Below are 19,383 nucleotides of genomic sequence, written 5' to 3' on the forward strand. Positions count from 1 at the left end.
GAAGTGTCGAATCGCACATGTTCCGAGAAAGTGTGTGGCACATCACCGGACGACGGTTGGGCCCGTCGGGGAGCATCCCCCGCACCCCGCGCGTTCCCGGCGGACAGCGGTGCGATTTTTCGCCGTCGTACAGCACATCAGGCGGGCGACCGTGGCCGAATGGAGCGAACGTCCCAGAGAATGTGCTGGTCATCACATCCGGGGCGCGATGAGTCGGCAGCATGTGATGTCCGTCACCGATATCCGATTCTGCCGCCGGAATCCACCGACACTGTTATCGGGCACGCGCCGTGGCCCGGACTCACCGCCCTCCGCGGACCCTCGACGTCCCCGTCCTGACGCCACCCCCGAAAACTCCCCCTGCCGGCGATCCCGACGGGAACTCCCCCTCTCCGGCGGCATCCGATACCCTTTGCGTGTGACATACCTCAGGAACGCGGCCACACTCATCCTCGCCATCGTCATGATCGGCGTGCTGACCGCGTTCGCCGCCATCCCGTTGGTCGGGGGTGCGGGTTTCGCCGTCAACGCCGGCTCCGACACCGTGGACAGCGATCTGGCCGACATCGACGACAATGAGTCACTCCCCGAGGTCAGCACCATCACAGACCGTGAGGGGAACACCCTCGCCACCCTCTACGACCAGCGCCGGTACTCGGTCAGCCAGGACGAGATCTCAGACAGCATGAAACAGGCGATCGTCGCGATCGAGGACCGTCGGTTCTACGAACACGACGGTGTCGATGTCCGCGGCACCCTCCGGGCGCTGGCCGCGAACTTCTCCAGTGGTGGCGTGGAGCAGGGCGCCTCCACCATCGACCAGCAGTACATCAAGAACTACCTGCTGCTCATCGACGCCGCCAACGACGAGGAACGCGCCGCAGCGACCGAGACCTCGGCCACCCGCAAGTTGCGGGAGATGAAGATGGCCACCGATCTCGAGAAGCGGTACTCGAAGGACGAGATCCTCACCCGCTATCTCAACCTCATCCCGTTCGGCAACGGCGCCTACGGCGTCGAGGCCGCCGCACGCACATACTTCTCCACGAGCGCCGCGGACCTCACGGTCCCCCAGTCCGCGATGCTGGCCGGCATGGTGCAGTCCACCAGCGCCCATGACCCGTGGGCGAACCCGGAGAGCGCCACGTCACGTCGGAACGACGTCCTCAACGCCATGGCCTCGACCGGTGCCCTCAGCCCCGCTGAACGCGACCGCTTCGCCGAAGAGCCGCTCGGAGTGAACGAGAACCCCGTCGGCCAGGCCAACGGCTGTATCGGAGCCGACAACGCCGGTTTCTTCTGTGACTACGTGCTCTCGTATCTCGAGGACCACGACCTCGACACCGGTGAACTCGCACGCGGCGGATACACGGTGCGCACCACCCTGGATCCCTCGGCACAGGAGGCCGCGGTGAACTCGGTACGTTCCCAGGCCGACGCCTCCACCCCGGGAGTGTCACTGACCTCGAACTTCATCGCCCCCACCGATGACGCCCACGAGGTCGTCGCGATGGCGTCGTCCCGGACCTACGGTCTGGACGCGGACGTCAGCGAGACCGTCCTCCCGGTGACCCACACCTCCGAAGGCAACGGCGCAGGAAGTGTCTTCAAGATCTTCGCGGCCGCCGCGGCGATGGAGAACGGCATGGGGCTGGACACCACCCTGGACGTCCCCTCCCGCGTCGAGGTGTCAGGCATGGGCAGCGGCGGTGCCGCCGGCTGCCCGGAGAACCGCTACTGCGTGGAGAACGCCGGCAGCTTCAAACCCCGGATGAGTCTGCGGGAGGCGCTCGCCACCAGCCCCAACACCCCGTTCGTGGCCATGGCGGAGAAGCTCGGCACGGACCGGATGACCGATATCGCCGTGCAACTCGGCCTGCGGTCCTACGGAGAACCAGGATCATACGACGGGGAAAGCTCGGTCTCGGAGTTCATCAAGGACAGCAACCTCGGCTCCTTCGTCCTGGGCCCCCTGGAGGTCAATCCGCTGGAGCTGGCGAATGTGTCTGCCAGCCTCGCCGACCACGGCCGCTGGTGCGAGCCGTCCCCCGTTCTGTCGGTCAAGGACCGCACCGGGGAAGAGGTCGCGCTGGACACTCCACCCTGTGAACAGGCCCTCTCCCGGGGCGTCGCGGATGCCCTGGCCAACGGGATGGGCGGCGACGTGCGTAACGGTACGGCGTCCGGCGCTGCGGACGCGTCCGGGTGGAGCGGCCCGATCTCCGCGAAGACCGGCACAACGGAGACCAGCCTCTCCGCCGGATTCCTCGGCTTCACCCCCGGCCTGGCCGGTGCCACCTACGCCTTCAACGACGGTTCCCAGGCCTCCCCGCTGTGCACCTCTCCCCTGCGTCAGTGCGGAAACGGTGACCTGTACGGCGGCAATGAGCCGGCGCGGGCGTTCTTCGCCGCCGCGAACTCGATCATCGACAGCTACGGCGGCACCGGCCTGCCGCGGTACAACCGCGACTACGACCGCGGCAACCCCACCCGGTACCGCAATGCGGCGGACTCCTCCACGACGCAGCAGCAGGCCACGACCGACTGGGACATGACACTCGACGAGGTCGGGTAGAGCGCCGGGTACCCGCCGTTACACTGGGCAGGGTGAGTAACCGACGCAGTCCAGAACATCCGCCCGCTGCCCGCCGCCAGACCGTGACCCGAGAGGGACGGAGCAGGGGCGCGTTGTCCCGGATCGCTTCGACGGCACTCTCCGCCACAGGTACGTTGGCGGTGGTCGGTGCCGCCACCGCGGCGGCGGCTGTCCTCGAGACCCGTGCCTTCGTCCTGCACGAGGTGACTGTCCCGGTGCTGGATCCCGGCACGCTGGGCGACGGTCGGGACGCTTTCACGATCCTGCATGTCTCTGACCTGCACATGCTGGCGGGTCAGCGACTCAAGCAGAACTGGGTCGCCGGGCTCGACGCCCTGGAACCCGACCTCGTGGTCAACACCGGCGACAATCTGGGAGAGGAGCAGGCCGTCCCCGCCGTCCTACGCGCCCTCGGCCCCCTGCTGCGACGACCGGGGGTGTTCATCTTCGGCAGCAACGACTACTACGCGCCCCACCCGGTCAATCCCGTCAACTACCTGCTGGGCAAGCGCAACAAACCGAGTGACGTCGAACTGCCGTGGCGCGGCATGCGTGCGGCCTTCGTCGAGCACGGGTGGGAGGACGCCACCCACCGTCGCGTCGACTTCGCCACCGCCGGGGTGAAGCTGGCGGTCGGCGGGGTGGACGACCCGCACCTCGACAGGGACGACTACGCCGCCCTCGGAGGCACTCCCAACCCGGAGGCCGATCTCGCCATCGGCCTGTCGCACTCCCCCGAGCCCCGTGTCCTCGACGAGTTCGCCGCGGACGGCTACCAGCTGATGATGTCGGGCCACACGCACGGCGGCCAACTGTGTCTCCCCGGCGGACGGGCGGTCGTCACCAACTGCGGGATCGACCGTTCGCGGGTGTCGGGACTCTCCCGCTGGTCCGAGCGCATGTGGTTGCACGTGACCAACGGCCTGGGGACATCGAAGTACGTCCCGTTCCGCACATTCTGCCGCCCGTCGGCGACGCTCCTCAGGATCGTGGAACGCCCGTCCTGACACCGGCGTGTGCAGCTGTTTTGCCAGTGGGCCGGATGTCGGTCTATAGTGCTTATCTGTTGCGACACAGTGATTCCCGTGAGGGATGAGGTGTGCCGTTCCAGACCGGGGTATGGCGCAGCTTGGCAGCGCGCTTCGTTCGGGACGAAGAGGTCGTGGGTTCAAATCCCGCTACCCCGACAGCCAGAGGTACACCCTCCGACCTGCACAGGCAGGACGGAGGGTGTTTTTCTCATCCATATGCCGCTGTAAGCCTCACACGATCCCACCCTCAGGGGTGTGTCCTGCACCTCAGCGCTCTCCTAGCGTTGGACGGATGACGCGCTTCACTCCGTACGGCGAACACCACGTCCTTCCGGTGTCGCTCCAGTCCAAGATCCGTTGGGCACGGGGAGACGCGCGCAAGGCCCTGGACCTGGCGCCCGCGATCCGGACATCTCTCGGACTGCAGTCGCCCGGCAACGTCCGACGGCTGTGGCAGGGTCTGGCGGAACTCGGTGCCCTCGATCTCACGGTCGCCCGGGCCGTGGAGCCACACCTCGACGCACTCGGAATCCTCGATCAGGCACGCGAATTCAATCCGGTGATCTTCGTCCCTGAACGGTCGACCTGGGGTGTCTTCGCCGCCGAAGGAGGAGATGCCCCGCTGCGCGCCGAGCGCGCCCCCGAGGGCGGTTGGCGCCTCACGGGCCGGAAACCGTGGTGCTCGCTGGCAGGATCACTGAGCCACGCACTCGTCAGTGCCTGGACCTCGGAGACGGGACGCACCCTTTTCGCCGTGCGTCTCGACGAGGACGGGGTGACTGTCTCCGATGCGCCGTGGGTCTCCCGCGGGCTGCGCGACGTCGAGACAGTCACCCTGGACTTCGACACGGTCCACGCACACGACGTCGGTCCTGAAGACTGGTACCTGACGCGCCCCGGATTCGCCCTCGGCGGCGTCGGCGTCGCGGCGGTGTGGTGGGGAGCCGCCACCGCCCTGGCCCAGGCTCTGCACATGAATCTGTCCCACCGCGCCGAGACTGCTGATCCGGACGTACCCGGCACCGGTGTGGACCAGATCAGCCTGTGGCAGCTGGGACGCTGCGACTCAGTGCTGTCCGCAGCCGGTGCCGTCCTCGACCAGACCGCCGGACGCGCCGACCGGGAGGACGACGACCACGGTCCCGAATGGGCCGAGGTGCTCCGCATCCGCGGAATCGCCCATGACGCCTGCGAAACGACCCTCACCAGTGTCCTGCATGCACTCGGTCCCGCCCCGCTGACCGGTGACGACGACTATGCGCGCCGTGTCGCCGATCTCCAGGTCTACCTGCGTCAGCACAAACCGCAGAAGGATCTCGCCACCGTGGGTTCGCGCGCCCTCGACGGCCTTCCCACGGTGTGGGGTGGACGGTAGTGGCGAAGATGACGGCGTTCGACCACCGTGACCGCGGCACCGAGGAGGCAGTGTGGCGAGAGCTGAATGTGGTGAGCTGCGAAACCCCGGCCCCTCTGGACCTGTCGGAGTTCGACCGTCTGGTGGTGCTGGCCGCGCACCCGGACGATGAGACCCTCATGTGCGGTGGCCTGATCTCGATGGCCGCCGCGCAGGGTATGCCCGTCGACGTTCTCGTGGCCACCGACGGGGAAGCCTCCCACCCCGACTCCCCCACGCACACCCCGGACGACCTCGCCACCGTCCGTCGCCGCGAATGCGCTTCCGCGGTGACACGCCTCGCACCGCAGGCACACCTCCGTTTCCTGCGTCTTCCCGACGGGGCGACCTCGCAGCATACCGAGTCGATGACCACCGCCACCGTCGAGACCGTCGGCGACGGCTCCGGTTGCCTGCTGGTCTCCACCTGGCGCGGCGACCGTCATCCGGACCACCGCGCAGCCGCGCTCTCCGCATCGGCGGCAGCCTGGCGTACCGACGCCGTTCACCTGGAGACCCCGCTGTGGTTCTGGCACTGGGCGTCTCCGTCCGACCTTCCCATGCTCTCCCGGGACGGACGTCTCCTCACCCTGGGGCTGGACCAGGCCGCCAGGTCAGCCAAACAGTCCGCGGTCACCACCCATGAGTCCCAGGTGAAACCGCTCGGCCCGGAACCCGGCAACGAGGCACTTCTGCACCACGGCGTCCTCACGCATTTCTCCCGCGCCACAGAGACGTTCATCCGGACCGTGCCTGACCGGCACTCGCCTCTCGATGATCTGCACCGTCACTCCCCTGATCCCTGGTCGACCAGGACAAGGTGGTACGAGACCCGTAAACGGGCGCTCACCACGGCGGCGCTGCCCCACAGCTGCACCGGCACGATTCTCGAGATCGGATGCTCGGTCGGCACCCTCGCCGCCGAACTCGCCGACCGTTGTGACCGGGTCGTCGCAGTCGACGAGAGCCCGGCCGCCCTGGCCGCAGCCCGCCGCACGATCCAGGATCCACGGGTGGATTTCCGGCAGTGCCGGGTACCGGAGCAGTGGCCCTCCGACCCGGACTCGGCCGACGGTGAACTTCACCCCGACGTGGTCGTGCTCTCGGAGACCGGGTACTTCCTCAGCCCGCGACGGATGCTGGCCCTCGCAGGCAGGATCCGGGACTCCGGCGCCCCGGTCGTCCTGGCCTGTCACTGGCGGCATCCGCTCGTCGGCTGGCCACTGGACGCGACGGCAGTCCATGCCGCGCTCGCCGAGACACTCGAACTACCGGAGTCGCTACGGATCGAGGACCCGGATTTCGAGGTCATCATGTGGTCCGTCCCCACCGACGGGGAGGATGCCCGGTGACCTCTGCAACGGAAAACTCGCGCCGTGTCGCGGCGATGTCCGTCATCATGCCGGTGCACAATGAGGCCGGCACCGTCGGCTCCGCCGTCCGCGCCGTCGCGGACGCAGCTCGGCAGGTTGATCTCCCGGTCTCGTTGACCGTGGTCTTCGACCGGTGCACCGACTCCAGCGAGGAGCAGGTCGAGGACGTGCGGGGCTACTGCGCCGGCCTGGAGATCCGGACACTGTCCGGCTACTTCGCCCACATCGGTGCGGTACGCAATGCCGGGGTGGCGGACGCCACGACCTGGGGTGCCGCCTCCGGTATCGCACTTGAGCGTCACTGGACCGCGCACACCGACGCCGACTCCCTTGTCCCGCCCCAGTGGCTGTCGTGTCAACGCGATGACGCCGATGCCGGCCTTGACCTGGTCATCGGGACCGTGACCCCTGACGAAGCCCCGGACTCGGAGACCGTCCGGCTGTGGTCGGCCCGGCACACCCTGGACGAGGGGCACTCCTCCGTACACGGCGCGAACCTCGGCGTGCGACTCGACAGGCTGCTTGCCGTCGGAGGGTTCGCCGGAATCGCGGTGGGTGAGGACGTCGCGACGGTTCGTCTGCTCAAGGACATCGGCGTCCCGTGGACAGCGACGGACCGTGGCCGAGTTCTGACCTCGGCCCGCCGGACGAGCCGGGTATCGGGTGGGTTCGCCGACTATCTGCGCGACATGGACACCAGGGCGTCCCGCACGGACCCAGCCGAGGAACCCACGGTCGGAACCTAGACAAGGAGAGCACATCAACGCCACCTGGTTACTGTAATTCACCTCACTCCCCCAGTCGATCCGTTTTACCGAAATTCGGCTCGGCGATTTTCGCATGCATTAACGCAAACGAGCAATGGTAATGGACGAGAAATTTCCGTCTTCCATTTCCCACGATGGGACATTATTCACGTACAGTCGGGCACTGACATAGTTTCCGACGGTCGAAAGGAGAACCCCTCATGGGACTCGACGACAAGATCAAGAACAAGGCAGAGGACGCCACCGGAAAGGCCAAGGAAGCCGCCGGTGACGCCACTGACAATGATCGCCTCAAGGGCGACGGCAAAACCGATCAGGCAAAATCCAGCGTCAAGGACGCTGCAGAGAATGCCAAGGACAAGGTTTCTGAGGGAATCAACAAGATCACCGGAAACTAGAGCACCGCGGACCGCTGTCCGTGGGCACCATACAACGCTTCATGAACGGAGAATGACATGGACTCCACAACGCTAATCCTCGCAGCCGAATCGGCACCGCCGCTCGGCTTCATCGGATGGATCATCGTCGGCGGGCTCGCCGGCTGGATCGGCTCAAAGATCATGGGCACCGACGCATCCATGGGGATCATCCTCAACATCGTCGTCGGCGTGATCGGCGGCTTCCTCGGAGGCTGGCTGTTGACCTTGTTCGGCGTGGATGTCGCCGGCGGGGGAATCATCTTCAGCTTCATCACCTGTTTGGTCGGTGCGGTGATCCTGCTGGCGATCGTCGGCCTCCTCACCCGCAAGAGGTAGCCACAGCTCCCGACTGCTGCAATGCACAGGAACCCCGCTCCCGGACACGCTGTGTCCGGGAGCGGGGTTCCTTCGCTTTCGGGGCCTACTGCGGGAGCTTTTCCTTCCGCGGCGGGACCATACCGTGCTCCATCCCCCACCGGACCGCCTGCGACCGCCGCTCCACGCCCATCTTCCGGTAGGCGGAACGGATGCACGACTTCAGTGAGTTGATGGTGATGTAGCTGCGCGTGGCGATCTCGGCGTTCGTGAGACCGCGGGTGATCAGCGCGACGATCTCCGCTTCCCTGGCGGTCAGCCCCTCTGCCTGGCCGGGCCAGGCCCCCCGGGCGAGCGCGGGGTCAGCCGTCGTCGGGCCGGAGACACCCACAGCGCCTGCCGGGTCCACGATCTCTGCGGTGTCGGAGACCAGCACCTCCCCCGCACCGATCGCCTCAAGGCACTCCACCAGCACACCGGCGCCCATGGACTTGTCGATGTACCCCCGGCACCCCTTGTTCAGGGCGGTCTGGATCAGGTCCGCCTGCATGTTCCAGCTGTAGATCACCACGTGACCCGCCTCCGGATCGCGGAGGACCTCGTCGATCTCGCTGCCGTCGGCCTGAGTCAGCCCGAACGTGTCATAGAGAGTCAGGTCCACCGCACGGTCACCGGTGGTGCCGACGTCCGTCTCGACGATGCGGATCCTGTCCTGGTAGGGCATGAGCATCGTCCTGAGCCCCGCGACCACGACCTCGTAGTCGTTGAGCAGACGGAGCCGGTAGGGAGGCGAAGAAGGTGTAGACACGCCACTGAGTCTACTGTGTCTGCTGTGTCCGCTGCGTCCGCCTGTCGTTCTCCCCTACCATCGGGAAAGTCGCGCGGAGCCTCAGAACTCCTCGTATGTTGCAGGGTCCTGCCCCTTCAGACGACCGTCGGGCGTGCCCAGCGAGGTGATCGCCTCGACTTCATCCGCGGTGAGGTCCAGTGTCAGGGAATCCAGGTTCTCCTGCTGCCTCTCCCGGCTCGACGCCTTCGGGATAGCGAGCGACCCGACCGCACGGTGCCACGCCAGGACCACCTGGCCTGCGGTGGCGTCATGCGCCCGCGCAGCGTCGCGCACCGGCGCGCTGTCCAGGGCCGCTCCACGCCCGAGAGGACTCCAACCTTCGGTGATGATGCCGCGCGAGGTATTCCACTCCAGTGCTCCGACCTGTGGGAACGCGGGATGGAGCTCAATCTGGTTGACGTCCGGCAGTTCACCGGTCTCCTTCTCCAGGACCTCCAGGTGCTCGGGAAGGAAGTTGCACACGCCGATGTGCTTGACCAGCCCGCGTTCACGCGCCTCGATCAGCGCCTTCCACGCCTCAACATAGTGGCCCTGTTTCGGGTTGGGCCAGTGAATCAGGTACAGGTCGATCGGGCCGATACCGGAACGGTAGTAGGACTCCTCCACCGTGGCGAGGGCCGCCGACCTCTCGTGGTACCTGCCGGGGAGCTTGCTGGTGTAGATGATCTCCTCACGGGACGCGTGCCCGCGGTCGACCGCTGCACGGATGCCCGCCCCCACGGTGCCCTCATTCTCGTAGTTGTAGGCCGAGTCGATGAGCCGGTACCCGAGCTCAACCGCCCCGGCGACGGCCTCGCTGCCGTCGGTCCCCCGTAACTTGTAGGTCCCGAAACCGAGCGCGGGAAGCTCCAGGGACGTTTCCGGTGACGTCGGTGTGGATGATGCTGTATGCGACATCCTCCCGATGATAACAACCCTCCCTGGCTGCCACTACTGCAAAGTCCCGCCGGAACCTGTGTGCGACACGCCTGATAAACTGGCTCCGTCGCATGAGGGTTACCGGGGTCCAGGCCGGATCCGCAGGAGCCACGGGGCGGCTGCCGAGTCAGAACAACTGTGAGGTGTTGATGAGACCGTGACCTTGATCGTCGTTCCTGTGGTGCTTGCCATAGCTCTCGCACTGACCCCGGTCCTGGTCAAGGCTCTCGACCGTAACGCCGGTTGGCCGTTGGCCGCGGTGTTCCTCGGGGTGGCCGCCTACGTCCTGTCCCACGCCGGGGACATCATCGACGGGGAGGACGCGGTCTTCTCCGCCACCTGGGTGGAAGGCATCGTCCCCGGTGCCAGCGGAGACGGAGCCAACCTCGACTTCGCCCTGCGCATGGACTCCCTGGGGATGTTCTTCACGCTGCTTGCCCTGTTGATCGGTTCAGCGGTCTTCGCCTACTCCGCGCGGTATCTCCACCGCGGGGAGCACATCATGAATTTCTACGTCCTGATGACCGGGTTCATGCTCTCGGTGGTGCTGCTGTTCCTCGCCGACGATGTCTCAGTCCTGTTCATCGGGTGGGAACTCGTCTCCCTGGCCTCCTTCTTCCTCATCGCCCGCGCCGGGCACACCGGCGAGCCCGGTGCCGTCCGGACGCTCATCCTGACCTTCACCGGCGGTCTGAGCCTCCTGGTCGCCCTGGGCATCTCCGTCGTGGCCACGGGCACGACGAGCATCTCCGGGATCATCGCCAGCGATGTCTGGGGCCAGAACGCCTCACTCACCACCATCGTCGCGGTCCTGGTGGCTCTCGCCGGATTCTCCAAGGCCGCGCAGCTGCCGTTCCACGTCTGGTTGCCCGAGGCCATGGCCGCGGCGACCCCGGTCTCGGCGTTCCTGCACGCCGCTGCCGTGGTCAAGGCCGGCATCTACCTCCTGCTCCGGTTCTCCGGAATCTTCTCGGACGTGCTGGTCTGGAACCTGATGCTGATCATCGCCGGCATGGCGACGGCAGTGATGGCCGCCGTCTTCGCGTACCAGCAGACCGATCTCAAGCGCCTCACCGCCTACTCCACGGTGTCGCAGCTCGGCTGGATCGTGGCCACCATCGGAATCGGAACGCCCTACGCCCTCGCTGCCGCAGTCGTCCACACCGCTGCCCACGCGATGTTCAAGTCCTCACTGTTCATGGTCATCGGTGTCGTCGACCACCAGAACGGCTCCCGTGACATCCGCGAACTCGGTTCGATCTGGCGCCGGATGCCCGCGACCTTCACCGCCGCGGCCATTGCCGCGGCAAGTATGGCGGGCATCCCCCCGACCCTCGGTTTCGTGTCGAAGGAGGGCATGCTCGAGTCCTTCACCGAGTCCCCGCTTGTGCCGTCCTGGGAGATCGTCCTGCTCATCGCGGCCGGCATCGGTGCCGTGGCGACGTTCATGTACTCCGCGAAGTACCTGATCGGGGCCTTCATCGATTCCGGGTCCGCCGTGGACACCGCCGACGTGGTCCCGGTCGACGAGGTCAAGGAGGCTCCCGTCTCCTTCTGGCTCCCCGCAGCCATCCCCGGCGTCCTCTCCCTTCCGGTCGTGCTTTTCCTCACGACGATGGACTCCCCGCTGGATTCGGTCGTCGGCTCAATCGGTGCTGGTGAGTCCCACTCACACCTGGCGTTGTGGCACGGTTTCGGGATCCCGCTGTACATCACGATCGCGGTCATCGTCCTCGGTGTCGTTCTCGTGGCTCTGCGCCACCGTGCCTACACCGACTGGATGGAGGACCACCGGCTGTTCCCTGTCACCGGCAACGAACTCATCGCCTTCACCCTGCGCATGGCCAGCAGGTGGGGCCGTCTCGTCAGCCGCCTCGGGAATACGCTCAGCCCGAACGCACACCTGCTGTGGATCTTCGTGATGATCCTGGTGCTCACCGTCGCCGCCTTCTTCGGCCCCGGTGGCCTCGAGCATCTCGGCGAGCTGCCCCCACGTGTCGACGGCATCGACAACCTCACCGACATGGCCGGACTCCTCATCATGTTCCTCGTGACCATGGCGATCATCTCCACACGGTCCAGGATGGGTTCCGTCGTCCTGGTCGGTGTGGCCGGCGCAGGCGTCTCCTGGATCATGCTGACCCTCGGTGCACCGGACGTGGCGATGACCAACCTCATGGTCGAGTTCATCGTGACCGTGTTCCTCATGCTGGTCGTGCGACACCAGCCGCGGCTCTACCTCAGGGAGGGCGAGAACCGCACGAAGTTCGCTGTCACCCTTGCCGCCATCGTCGGCCTCGTGGTCTTCGTCGGGGTCTGGCTGCTCATCGGGCGCCACGACCGCCCCGAGCTCGCCATGTGGTACATCAATGAATCACCGGAGGTCTCCGGTGCCAACAACACCGTGGCAGCAATCCTGGTGGAGTTCCGTGCACTGGATACGCTCGGTGAGCTGTCCGTCCTCGGTATGGCGGGAATCGTCATCGCCGCGATCGTCTCGTCGGTGCCGAAGTCCCCGGTGCCGGGATACGGCCCCGGTTCCACGGCAGAACTCTTCCGGAAAGAAGGGTCCACCAAGTTCCCGGACGTCCACAAGATCCCGGAGCTGGCTCCGTTCTACTCGAAGTACCTGCGCAGCACACACCTCAACTCGATCCTGGGACGTCAGGTCGTGTGGCCTTTCCTCGCTGTGCTCGTCGTCTACTCCGCGGTCACCCTCTACCGCGGTCACCAGGCACCCGGTGGCGGCTTCCTCGCTGCCCTGATGCTCGCCCTCGGGCTGGTGTTCTGGTACCTCGTCCAGCCGAATGCGAAGCGCATCGGAGGCGCGGACCTGGGTTACCAGTTCGTCGGCGGAGGTATCATCCTGGCGTTGCTCACCGGCCTCGTCGGTTTCTTCGAGGGCAGCTTCCTCGCCCCGATCCACTTCTACATCGGGTCCGAGCACTTCAGTTCCTCACTCTTCTTCGACGGCGGTGTCTACCTCGCTGTGATCGGCATCGTCACCATCGTGCTCAACTCCCTGGGCGGCAGGGACCGCCCCGGAGCACAGGCCGGTAAACCGTCCAAGGCGAGCCCTGTCGAGTCGTCGAAACCGATGGCAGAGCGTCCCGAACTCCAGGCGATTTCAGGATCGAAGGTCGCAGTCACCGCGGGAGGATCCGCCGTGCCCTTGAACCCCTCGGCAGTCGCCGAGGAGCAACGGAGAACACAGCAGGAACACAACGAAAACGGTCAACCGGCCGACGAGAACAACGGGAAGGACGGTGACAACCGATGATCATCGCGGCAATCATCGCCCTCCTCGTCGCAGCGGGTGTCTACATGGTGATGCAACGCGGAATGGTCCGCGTCATCATCGGTGCCACGCTGATGAGCCACGGAGTCAACCTGCTTCTCCTCGCGGCAGGTATCGGGGCCTGGCGTTCTGATCCTCTCGCAGACAAGACGCTGCCTGCAGAGTCCGCTGATCCTCTCCCCCAGGCCTTTGTGCTGACCGCCATCGTCATCTCGATGGCGACCACAGCCGTCCTGCTCGCTCTCGCCGCCCTCGGCCGCGACGACGACACCCGCTCCGGTGAGGATGTCCAGCGTGCCCGCCGTGAATTCCGCTCACTGGACACGGTGGGGCGGCGCTCGGCCCACCGGATCGACGAAGACTCAGCCCAGGCGCAGCGCCGCCGCGACCGAGAGGTGGACTACTGATGAACCCCGAGACCCTCGGACCGCTTCTCGCCCTGTTCGTCGTTGTCCCCCTGATGGCGTCCGGCATCGCCGCGATCCTCCCCTGGAGCTTCCCTCGCCGTGCCCTCGGCCTCCTCGTTCCCGCGGCAGGTGTCGTCGGCGGCGTACTCCTGCTGACCCAGGTGTCCGGCGGCGGGGAGACCACCGTCGTCGCGGACAATATCGGCTCCTTCGTCGGCGGTGTCTCGATTCCCCTGGCCGCCGACACACTCTCGGCCGTGATGATCGTGGCCACCTCCGTCGTCGCCGTCACCGCGAACTGGTTCGCCGAGGTCGTCGGAGAATCCCGGGCCCGGTTCTATCCGGCGATGACACTCATGCTCCTGTCCGGAGTCTGGGGCGCGTTCCTCACCGCCGACCTGTTCAATCTCTTCGTCTTCATCGAAGTCATGCTGATGCCGTCCTTCGGGCTGCTGGCCATGACCGGCACATGGGCGCGACTCGCCGCAGGACGGACATTCGTCCTGGTCAACCTGATCACCTCACTGACTCTGCTCTCCGGCGTCGCCCTCGTCTACGCCGTCGTGGGCACCACGAACATGGCCGCTCTCGCGGGGGCTGCCGGGGAGCGTGGTGCCGGCGGTTTCGGCGACGGTGTCTTCGGCACCCAGTGGCAGCTGTGGCTCGCACTTGGCATCGTACTGATCGCGCTGGCAGTCAAAGCCGGTGCCGCACCGGTGCACACCTGGCTCCCCCGCTCCTACGGGTCCACGTCACCCTCGGTAATGGCGCTCTTCTCCGGCCTGCACACCAAGGTCGGCGTCTACGCCATCCTGCGGGTCTACATGACCATCTTCGAAGGCGACCAGCGGTGGGCCCTGCCGATCCTGGTGTTCGCCGTGATCGGCATGATGATCGGTGGTTTCGCCGCACTCGGCGAGACCACGCTGCGGGGCGTGGTCTCCTACCAGATGGTCAACGGCATCCCGTTCATCCTCGTAGCCCTGGCCTTCCTCGGCGGCAGTGCCGAACTGATGTTGTCCGCCGCGATCTTCTACATGCTCCACCACATGATCACCGCGGGCGCGATGATCATGGCCTCCGGCGCCATCGAGGAGACCTACGGTACCGGTCGGCTCCGACGACTGTCCGGTCTGATGCGTCGGGACCCGATGATCTCCGTCGTCTTCGCTGCGGCGGCCATGTCGTTGATCGGGTTCCCACCGTTCTCCGGCCTCTGGGGCAAACTCATGCTGATCTTCGCCATGGTGCGCGACTCCGGGCCCACGGTCTGGGTCGGAGTAGGAGCAGTCATCGTAGCGTCCATCGGTGCACTGCTGAGCATGCTGCACGTCTGGCGGAAATGCTTCTGGGGCAAGCCGATGGACAGACAGGACATGGACCCCAGTCTCGCCGTCAGCGTGCGGCTCACGCTCCCGAGCGCGACGATGATGGTGATCAGCGTGGGCATGTTCCTGTTCATCGGGGTACTCACCCAGGTCACCGGGGACGCTGCTGCATCCCTGACCGACACCACGGACTACGTCCACTCGGTGATCGGTGACCCGGATGAGGCCGTGGGTGTCGTGCTCCCCTCCGAGGAGTACGGGCTGGCGCACACAGATTCCGGATCAACCACCGCTGCACCTGATGCGGCGACCGCCACGGAAGGAGCGCGGTGATGGGGCTAAAGAATGTTCTCCACCAGATCGGTCACGGGACCTCCTACTCAGTCTGGCTGATCGGCCAGATCGTCAAAGAGTCCACGATCATGGCCTACGACACCTTCACCACCGGACGCCATATCGCACCGGTGATGATCTACTACCCGCTGCGACTGACCCGGGAACGGGACATCGCGGTGTTCATCGCCTCCATCACGATGACTCCGGGCACCCTCTCCCTCGGGGTGACCGGCCCCAAGGAGGTCGACGAGGATGCCGCGGCCGGCAAGCGGAACCTCAACGACGCAGGTTCCGTCGCAACATCGGAATTCCGGACCCACGGACTCACCAGGGTGCAGCGCTTCCTCGCGGTCCACGCCATGTACGGTGCCGACCCGCAGGAACTGCTGCACTCCCTGGCGGTCATGGAGGCGAAGATCTCCCCGTCGGTGCGCAAACGCAAGATCGAGTTCGACGTGGAGCACCTGGTGGAGCGAGGCGTCCCCGGACCCCGTGGCTACCGCGGCAACCGGGGTGGTCGTGCCAGCGAGGACGGTGTCTTCGACATCGAGAAGGTTGACTCGACCCCGCACGCCGCCGCTTTCGTCGCCGCGATCATGCGGCAGGACGACAATCTCGATGAGAAGGACCTCGACGGCCTCTCCCGCGAGCAACGGGAGAAGATCGCCAAGACCCACGCCCGCAAAGCAGCGGAGGAGAAACGGCGCAGGATCGAGGAGGAGGAGAAACGGCGGCGCCGGAAACTCGAGGAAGAGCTCAGTCCCCCCGACCTCGACCTCGATGACGAGGATCTCGACGCCGAAGACTCCGAAGAGGGTATCGACCCTGCCCGTGTGGCCCCGTCCCAGGACGGCGGTATTTCCGCCCTGTCCGACACGGAGGAGCCGACCCCCACGACCGGCGGCGCCAAGGCGTCCCGGAGCGGACGACGCACCTCCCCGATCGCTTCCCTGGTCAACGCACTCGAAGTCCGCTCCCGCCTGCCGCAACCCGATCTGGATCTCAGCGGACGTCGGGGGCTTCCGGGCACACCGTTGTCGCGTCTGAGAGGCCGGCACGGGACTCCTCGAACTGACCCTGCACCGGGAGAGACACCACAGGCCGAGAACGACACGAGAGAGGATGAGTCGAAGTGACCCCCACACAATTCCTGTGGATCTTCGCCGGGATAGCCGCGGTGATCATCGCGGCTGCCATGGCGCTGGTCCTGTGGCGGGCGGTGTCGACCCGCAACGACGCCCGTCGTGCCGTCCTGGCCGACATGGTGTTCCTCACGATCATCGCCGGGTTCCTGGTGTACTGCCTGTTCTACAGTTCGTCCATCACCTATGACGTCGTGCTTCTCGCCGGTCTCGGCGGCGCGATCAGTACCATGGCCTTCGCCCGGATCATCACCCGGGGACGGAGATAGGAGAAACGATGCTTACACAGACACACTCCACCGTGCACCTTCTCGCGGCCGAAGGAAGCGTCGTCCAGAAAACCAGCGACATCGGATGGATTCCGGCCATCATCGTCAGCATCCTGGCCGTTGTCGGTGCCCTCTACGTCCTCGTCTCCGCTGTCGCCATGTACCTGGCTCCTGACGCCCTGAGTCAAGTCAACATGCTCGGCCCCGCCCTCGGTATGGGCCTTCCGTTGCTCGTCGCCGCTGACTTCGTGAACTCCTGGGCGACAGAAGGATTCGTGGTCGGCTACCTGGTCCGCGGCATTGTCGCCATCCTGGCGCTGCTCGTGGTCCAGGCGGTGGGCTCCTATGTGATGGGACGTGCGCTGCACGCCACCCTCTGGGACCACACCGTGCCCTTGTCCGGTGGTGAACGCGCCAAAGAAACGAACTAGGAACGGCCCCCGGCAGTGACATGAAGTACCCCCGGCAGAAGAATCGTGGTGATCTCTCCGCCGGGGGTTCTGTCATGCAGGAGCCTGGACTCAGACGTGCGGCGCTACCGTGTCTGCAAGGTACCGGGACCCGTTCTCCGAGGGGTGGAACATCATGTTGTAGTTCGGTGTGGTGGTGTCGATGATCCCGGCGACATAACGGTCATCGTCGGCGGCACACGTGTCATGCCCGCGGGCTCCGTCCATGACCTCGACGTAGGTCGCGTCGATGTCATCTGCGGCGGCACGCTGGTTGTCGCGGTTCCAGTTCTCCACGTCACGCAGGAGCGGCACCGGCACGCCCATCGGGAAGTCGGGAACGACGTTGAGTGCACAGAACGTGGTGTTCTTACGGTCGACCGTCGGCAGGGCCCCGGGCACGACGATCCGCGCCTCCGGAGCGACGGAGCGGATCCGGTCCGCCGCTTTCTGCATGTTGGACCGGTAGGCGGCGGCGACGTTACCCGGGTCGAGGATATTGGTGCCGTTGTCGAAGGCGCCGAAGAGACCGTAGTCGTTCATGCCGACGGCGAGGACCACAGTCGAGTCGTTGCGGACAGCTCCGGCATCGATCGCCTGGTTGATCCGGTGCATCATCGATCCGGAGGTCATGGCTGTACAGGAGTAGTCGTCGACAGGGCGGTCGGTGGCCTGCGACAGCTTCGCCGGGAAGTTGTTCGGCGCCTGCAGACAACCGGCGGTCTGCGGATAGTCGTCCGCCCAGTCCCCGATCGGTCCGGGGACGCCACGCAAGGTGTTGCGGACCTGGTCCGGGTTGGAGGAGAACGAGTCGCCGAGCGCCACGATATTGCGGGTGTCCGCCTGAGCGGCAGGGACGGCGGTAGCCCCGAGACCGAAGACGCTCAGCACGGCGGTCCCGGCCGCCAGAACGCGGCTCCGAAGTGAACGGGTACGGGCAGGGGTATCTCGGTGGCGGCTCATGGCGCTCTCCTCACGGCGTGGTGATTGACGTGGTTAAGGGGTCACATGCACCGTAACTCACATCAGGACACCACGAGAAGTTCAGGTAACCCTCAGCAGTCGTAGTACAGTTCGTACTCCAGTGTCGTGGGACGTAACCGGGCGGGGGTTATCTCGTTGTCGACCTTCTCGGCGATGTAGCTCTCGATCAGGTCCTCAGTGAACACTCCGCCCGCGGTGAGGAAGTCATGGTCCTCCCTCAGCGCCTCCAGCGTCTGCTCCAACGACGTCGGTGTGGTGGGTATCCCGTCCGCCTCCTCGGGCGGCAGCTCATAGAGGTCCTTGTCCACCGGGGCAGCGGGCTCGGTGCGGTTGAGCACGCCGTCGAGCCCCGCCATCATCACGGCCGCGAACGCGAGATAGGGGTTGCCGGACGGGTCCGGCGCCCGGAACTCGATCCGCTTGGCCTTGGGGCTGGTCCCCGTGGCCGGGATCCGGATCGCGGCGGAGCGGTTCTCCGCCGAATACACCAGGTTGGTCGGCGCCTCGAAGCCCGGAACCAGCCGGTGGTACGAGTTCATCGTCGGGTTGGTGAAGGCCAGGACGGCCGGCGCATGCGCCAGGACCCCGCCGATGTAGTGCCGTGCCATGTCCGACAGACCGCCGTACCCGGACTCGTCGTAGAACAGCGGGCGACCGTCCTTCCACAACGACTGATGAATGTGCATTCCCGACCCACCGTCGTCCGCCAGCGGTTTCGGCATGAAGGTCGCCGATTTACCGTTCGCCTTCGCGGTGTTCTTCACCACGTACTTGAAGGTCTGCAGTGCATCAGCTGCATGCAGCAGGGTGTTGAACCGGTAGTTGATCTCCTGCTGGCCCCCGCTACCCATCTCGTGGTGGGCACGCTCCACCTCGAAACCGAGGTCGATGAGATTGTCGGCGATCTCGTTACGCAGGTTCTGGAGATGGTCATAGGGCGCGGTCGGGAAGTAACCCCGCTTCTGCCGGACCTTGTGCCCCAGGTTGGTGGTGCCGTCCGGATCCTTCTCCGCGCCGGTGCTCCACCAGCCCTCCTCGGAATCCACGACATGGAAGGAGGAGTTGGATGCCGAGTCGAAGCGGACCGAATCGAAGATGTAGAACTCCGCTTCCGCCCCGAAGTAGCATTCATCAGCCACACCGGTCGACATGAGGTACTCCTCGGCACTACGGGCGACATTACGTGGATCGCGTGAAAACGGTTGCCGGGTACGGGGGTCGTGGACGAAGAACTGGATGTTCAACGTACGGGAGTCGACGAAGGGGTCGACGTACGCTGTCTTCAGATCGGGCAACAGCAGCATGTCGGACTTCTCGACGCTGGTGAACCCGCTGATCGAGGACCCGTCGAAGGCGAGTCCCTCCTCCATCGCCTCGGCGTTGAACGAGGACGCGGGGACGGACAGGTGCTGCTCGGTGCCGGGAACGTCGGTGAACCGCACGTCGATCCAGCGGATCCCCCGGTCCTCGATGAACTGGGAGAGGCTCTGCGGGTCAGCACTGTCGGG

Annotated in this window: 17 protein-coding genes and 1 tRNA gene; 14 read left to right on the forward strand and 4 right to left on the reverse strand. The window is 65.8% G+C overall.

Features of this window, described 5'->3' with window-relative positions; genetic code table 11:
• Positions 1 to 418 precede the first annotated feature (418 nt).
• From FS507_RS03140 to FS507_RS03175, 8 genes are all read left to right on the forward strand, one after another.
• A complete protein-coding gene (locus FS507_RS03140) occupies positions 419 to 2,575 on the forward strand; it encodes a transglycosylase domain-containing protein (RefSeq protein WP_440130330.1) in 2,157 nt (718 codons plus the stop codon).
• 113 nt (positions 2,576 to 2,688) lie between these two features.
• The gene (locus FS507_RS03145) at positions 2,689 to 3,603 is read left to right on the forward strand and encodes a metallophosphoesterase (RefSeq protein WP_145941448.1); all 915 of its coding nucleotides are present in this window, start codon (positions 2,689 to 2,691) and stop codon (positions 3,601 to 3,603) included.
• A 106-nt stretch (positions 3,604 to 3,709) separates the two neighbouring features.
• Positions 3,710 to 3,783, forward strand: a tRNA-Pro gene (locus tag FS507_RS03150).
• A 136-nt stretch (positions 3,784 to 3,919) separates the two neighbouring features.
• Positions 3,920 to 5,002: an acyl-CoA dehydrogenase gene (locus tag FS507_RS03155; RefSeq protein WP_145941361.1), complete on the forward strand. Its 1,083-nt coding sequence runs from the start codon at positions 3,920 to 3,922 to the stop codon at positions 5,000 to 5,002.
• An 8-nt stretch (positions 5,003 to 5,010) separates the two neighbouring features.
• Positions 5,011 to 6,372: a bifunctional PIG-L family deacetylase/class I SAM-dependent methyltransferase gene (locus FS507_RS03160; RefSeq protein WP_260853148.1), complete on the forward strand. Its 1,362-nt coding sequence runs from the start codon at positions 5,011 to 5,013 to the stop codon at positions 6,370 to 6,372.
• Positions 6,369 to 7,139, forward strand: coding sequence for a glycosyltransferase (locus FS507_RS03165; RefSeq protein WP_145941363.1), 771 nt, complete (start codon positions 6,369 to 6,371; stop codon positions 7,137 to 7,139). The genes FS507_RS03160 and FS507_RS03165 overlap by 4 nt, the downstream gene beginning before the upstream one ends.
• 221 nt (positions 7,140 to 7,360) lie before the next feature.
• Positions 7,361 to 7,558: a CsbD family protein gene (locus tag FS507_RS03170; protein WP_075814019.1), complete on the forward strand. Its 198-nt coding sequence runs from the start codon at positions 7,361 to 7,363 to the stop codon at positions 7,556 to 7,558.
• A gap of 57 nt (positions 7,559 to 7,615) precedes the next feature.
• Complete coding sequence (locus FS507_RS03175; protein WP_145941364.1) at positions 7,616 to 7,915, forward strand: GlsB/YeaQ/YmgE family stress response membrane protein; 300 nt, start codon at positions 7,616 to 7,618, stop codon at positions 7,913 to 7,915.
• 85 nt (positions 7,916 to 8,000) lie between these two features.
• Here the strand turns inward: FS507_RS03175 and FS507_RS03180 are convergent, their stop codons facing one another.
• Together FS507_RS03180 and FS507_RS03185 are read right to left on the reverse strand one after the other, a co-directional pair.
• Positions 8,001 to 8,702, reverse strand: a complete 702-nt coding sequence (locus FS507_RS03180; protein WP_260853133.1) for a response regulator transcription factor — start codon at positions 8,700 to 8,702, stop codon at positions 8,001 to 8,003.
• Positions 8,703 to 8,783: 81 nt separating this feature from the next.
• Positions 8,784 to 9,641 carry an aldo/keto reductase gene (locus tag FS507_RS03185; protein WP_145941365.1) on the reverse strand — a complete coding sequence of 286 codons (858 nt, stop codon included), beginning with the start codon at positions 9,639 to 9,641 and terminating at the stop codon, positions 8,784 to 8,786.
• Positions 9,642 to 9,819: 178 nt separating this feature from the next.
• Here FS507_RS03185 and FS507_RS03190 point away from each other — a divergent pair, with 178 nt between their 5' ends.
• Genes FS507_RS03190 through FS507_RS03215 form a run of 6 tightly spaced genes read left to right on the forward strand, consistent with a single transcriptional unit; the run spans position 9,820 to position 16,873 of the window.
• Positions 9,820 to 12,942, forward strand: a complete 3,123-nt coding sequence (locus FS507_RS03190) for a DUF4040 family protein (protein ID WP_145941366.1) — start codon at positions 9,820 to 9,822, stop codon at positions 12,940 to 12,942.
• Positions 12,939 to 13,367, forward strand: coding sequence for a cation:proton antiporter subunit C (locus FS507_RS03195; RefSeq protein WP_145941367.1), 429 nt, complete (start codon positions 12,939 to 12,941; stop codon positions 13,365 to 13,367). Before FS507_RS03190 ends, FS507_RS03195 begins: the two co-directional genes overlap by 4 nt.
• Positions 13,367 to 15,028, forward strand: coding sequence for a monovalent cation/H+ antiporter subunit D family protein (locus FS507_RS03200; protein WP_145941368.1), 1,662 nt, complete (start codon positions 13,367 to 13,369; stop codon positions 15,026 to 15,028). The genes FS507_RS03195 and FS507_RS03200 overlap by 1 nt, the downstream gene beginning before the upstream one ends.
• A complete protein-coding gene (locus FS507_RS03205; protein WP_145941369.1) occupies positions 15,028 to 16,167 on the forward strand; it encodes a Na+/H+ antiporter subunit E in 1,140 nt (379 codons plus the stop codon). Before FS507_RS03200 ends, FS507_RS03205 begins: the two co-directional genes overlap by 1 nt.
• Entirely contained in the window at positions 16,164 to 16,442 is a 279-nt protein-coding gene (locus FS507_RS03210; RefSeq protein ID WP_145941370.1) for a monovalent cation/H+ antiporter complex subunit F, read from the forward strand. Before FS507_RS03205 ends, FS507_RS03210 begins: the two co-directional genes overlap by 4 nt.
• Positions 16,443 to 16,450: 8 nt before the next feature.
• Positions 16,451 to 16,873 carry a Na+/H+ antiporter subunit G gene (locus FS507_RS03215; RefSeq protein WP_145941371.1) on the forward strand — a complete coding sequence of 141 codons (423 nt, stop codon included), beginning with the start codon at positions 16,451 to 16,453 and terminating at the stop codon, positions 16,871 to 16,873.
• 90 nt (positions 16,874 to 16,963) lie between these two features.
• Here the strand turns inward: FS507_RS03215 and FS507_RS03220 are convergent, their stop codons facing one another.
• The gene (locus tag FS507_RS03220) at positions 16,964 to 17,854 is read right to left on the reverse strand and encodes a GDSL-type esterase/lipase family protein (RefSeq protein ID WP_145941372.1); all 891 of its coding nucleotides are present in this window, start codon (positions 17,852 to 17,854) and stop codon (positions 16,964 to 16,966) included.
• A 92-nt stretch (positions 17,855 to 17,946) separates the two neighbouring features.
• On the reverse strand, positions 17,947 to 19,347 hold the full coding sequence (gene glnA, locus FS507_RS03225) for a type I glutamate--ammonia ligase (protein WP_440130333.1): 1,401 nt from the start codon (positions 19,345 to 19,347) through the stop codon (positions 17,947 to 17,949).
• Positions 19,348 to 19,383: the final 36 nt, after the last annotated feature.

It is taken from the genome of Corynebacterium glyciniphilum AJ 3170 (genome assembly GCF_007673095.1).
GTDB lineage: Bacteria > Actinomycetota > Actinomycetes > Mycobacteriales > Mycobacteriaceae > Corynebacterium.

Bases quoted from the DNA above. Each gene is read 5' to 3' on its own strand.
- FS507_RS03155 (WP_145941361.1), top strand. From the start codon at position 3,920: ATGACGCGCTTCACTCCGTACGGCGAACACCACGTCCTTCCGGTGTCG.
- FS507_RS03160 (WP_260853148.1), top strand. From the start codon at position 5,011: ATGACGGCGTTCGACCACCGTGACCGCGGCACCGAGGAGGCAGTGTGG.
- FS507_RS03170 (WP_075814019.1), top strand. From the start codon at position 7,361: ATGGGACTCGACGACAAGATCAAGAACAAGGCAGAGGACGCCACCGGA.
- FS507_RS03175 (WP_145941364.1), top strand. From the start codon at position 7,616: ATGGACTCCACAACGCTAATCCTCGCAGCCGAATCGGCACCGCCGCTC.
- FS507_RS03185 (WP_145941365.1), bottom strand. From the start codon at position 9,641: ATGTCGCATACAGCATCATCCACACCGACGTCACCGGAAACGTCCCTG.
- FS507_RS03195 (WP_145941367.1), top strand. From the start codon at position 12,939: ATGATCATCGCGGCAATCATCGCCCTCCTCGTCGCAGCGGGTGTCTAC.
- FS507_RS03200 (WP_145941368.1), top strand. From the start codon at position 13,367: ATGAACCCCGAGACCCTCGGACCGCTTCTCGCCCTGTTCGTCGTTGTC.
- FS507_RS03205 (WP_145941369.1), top strand. From the start codon at position 15,028: ATGGGGCTAAAGAATGTTCTCCACCAGATCGGTCACGGGACCTCCTAC.
- FS507_RS03215 (WP_145941371.1), top strand. From the start codon at position 16,451: ATGCTTACACAGACACACTCCACCGTGCACCTTCTCGCGGCCGAAGGA.
- FS507_RS03220 (WP_145941372.1), bottom strand. From the start codon at position 17,854: ATGAGCCGCCACCGAGATACCCCTGCCCGTACCCGTTCACTTCGGAGC.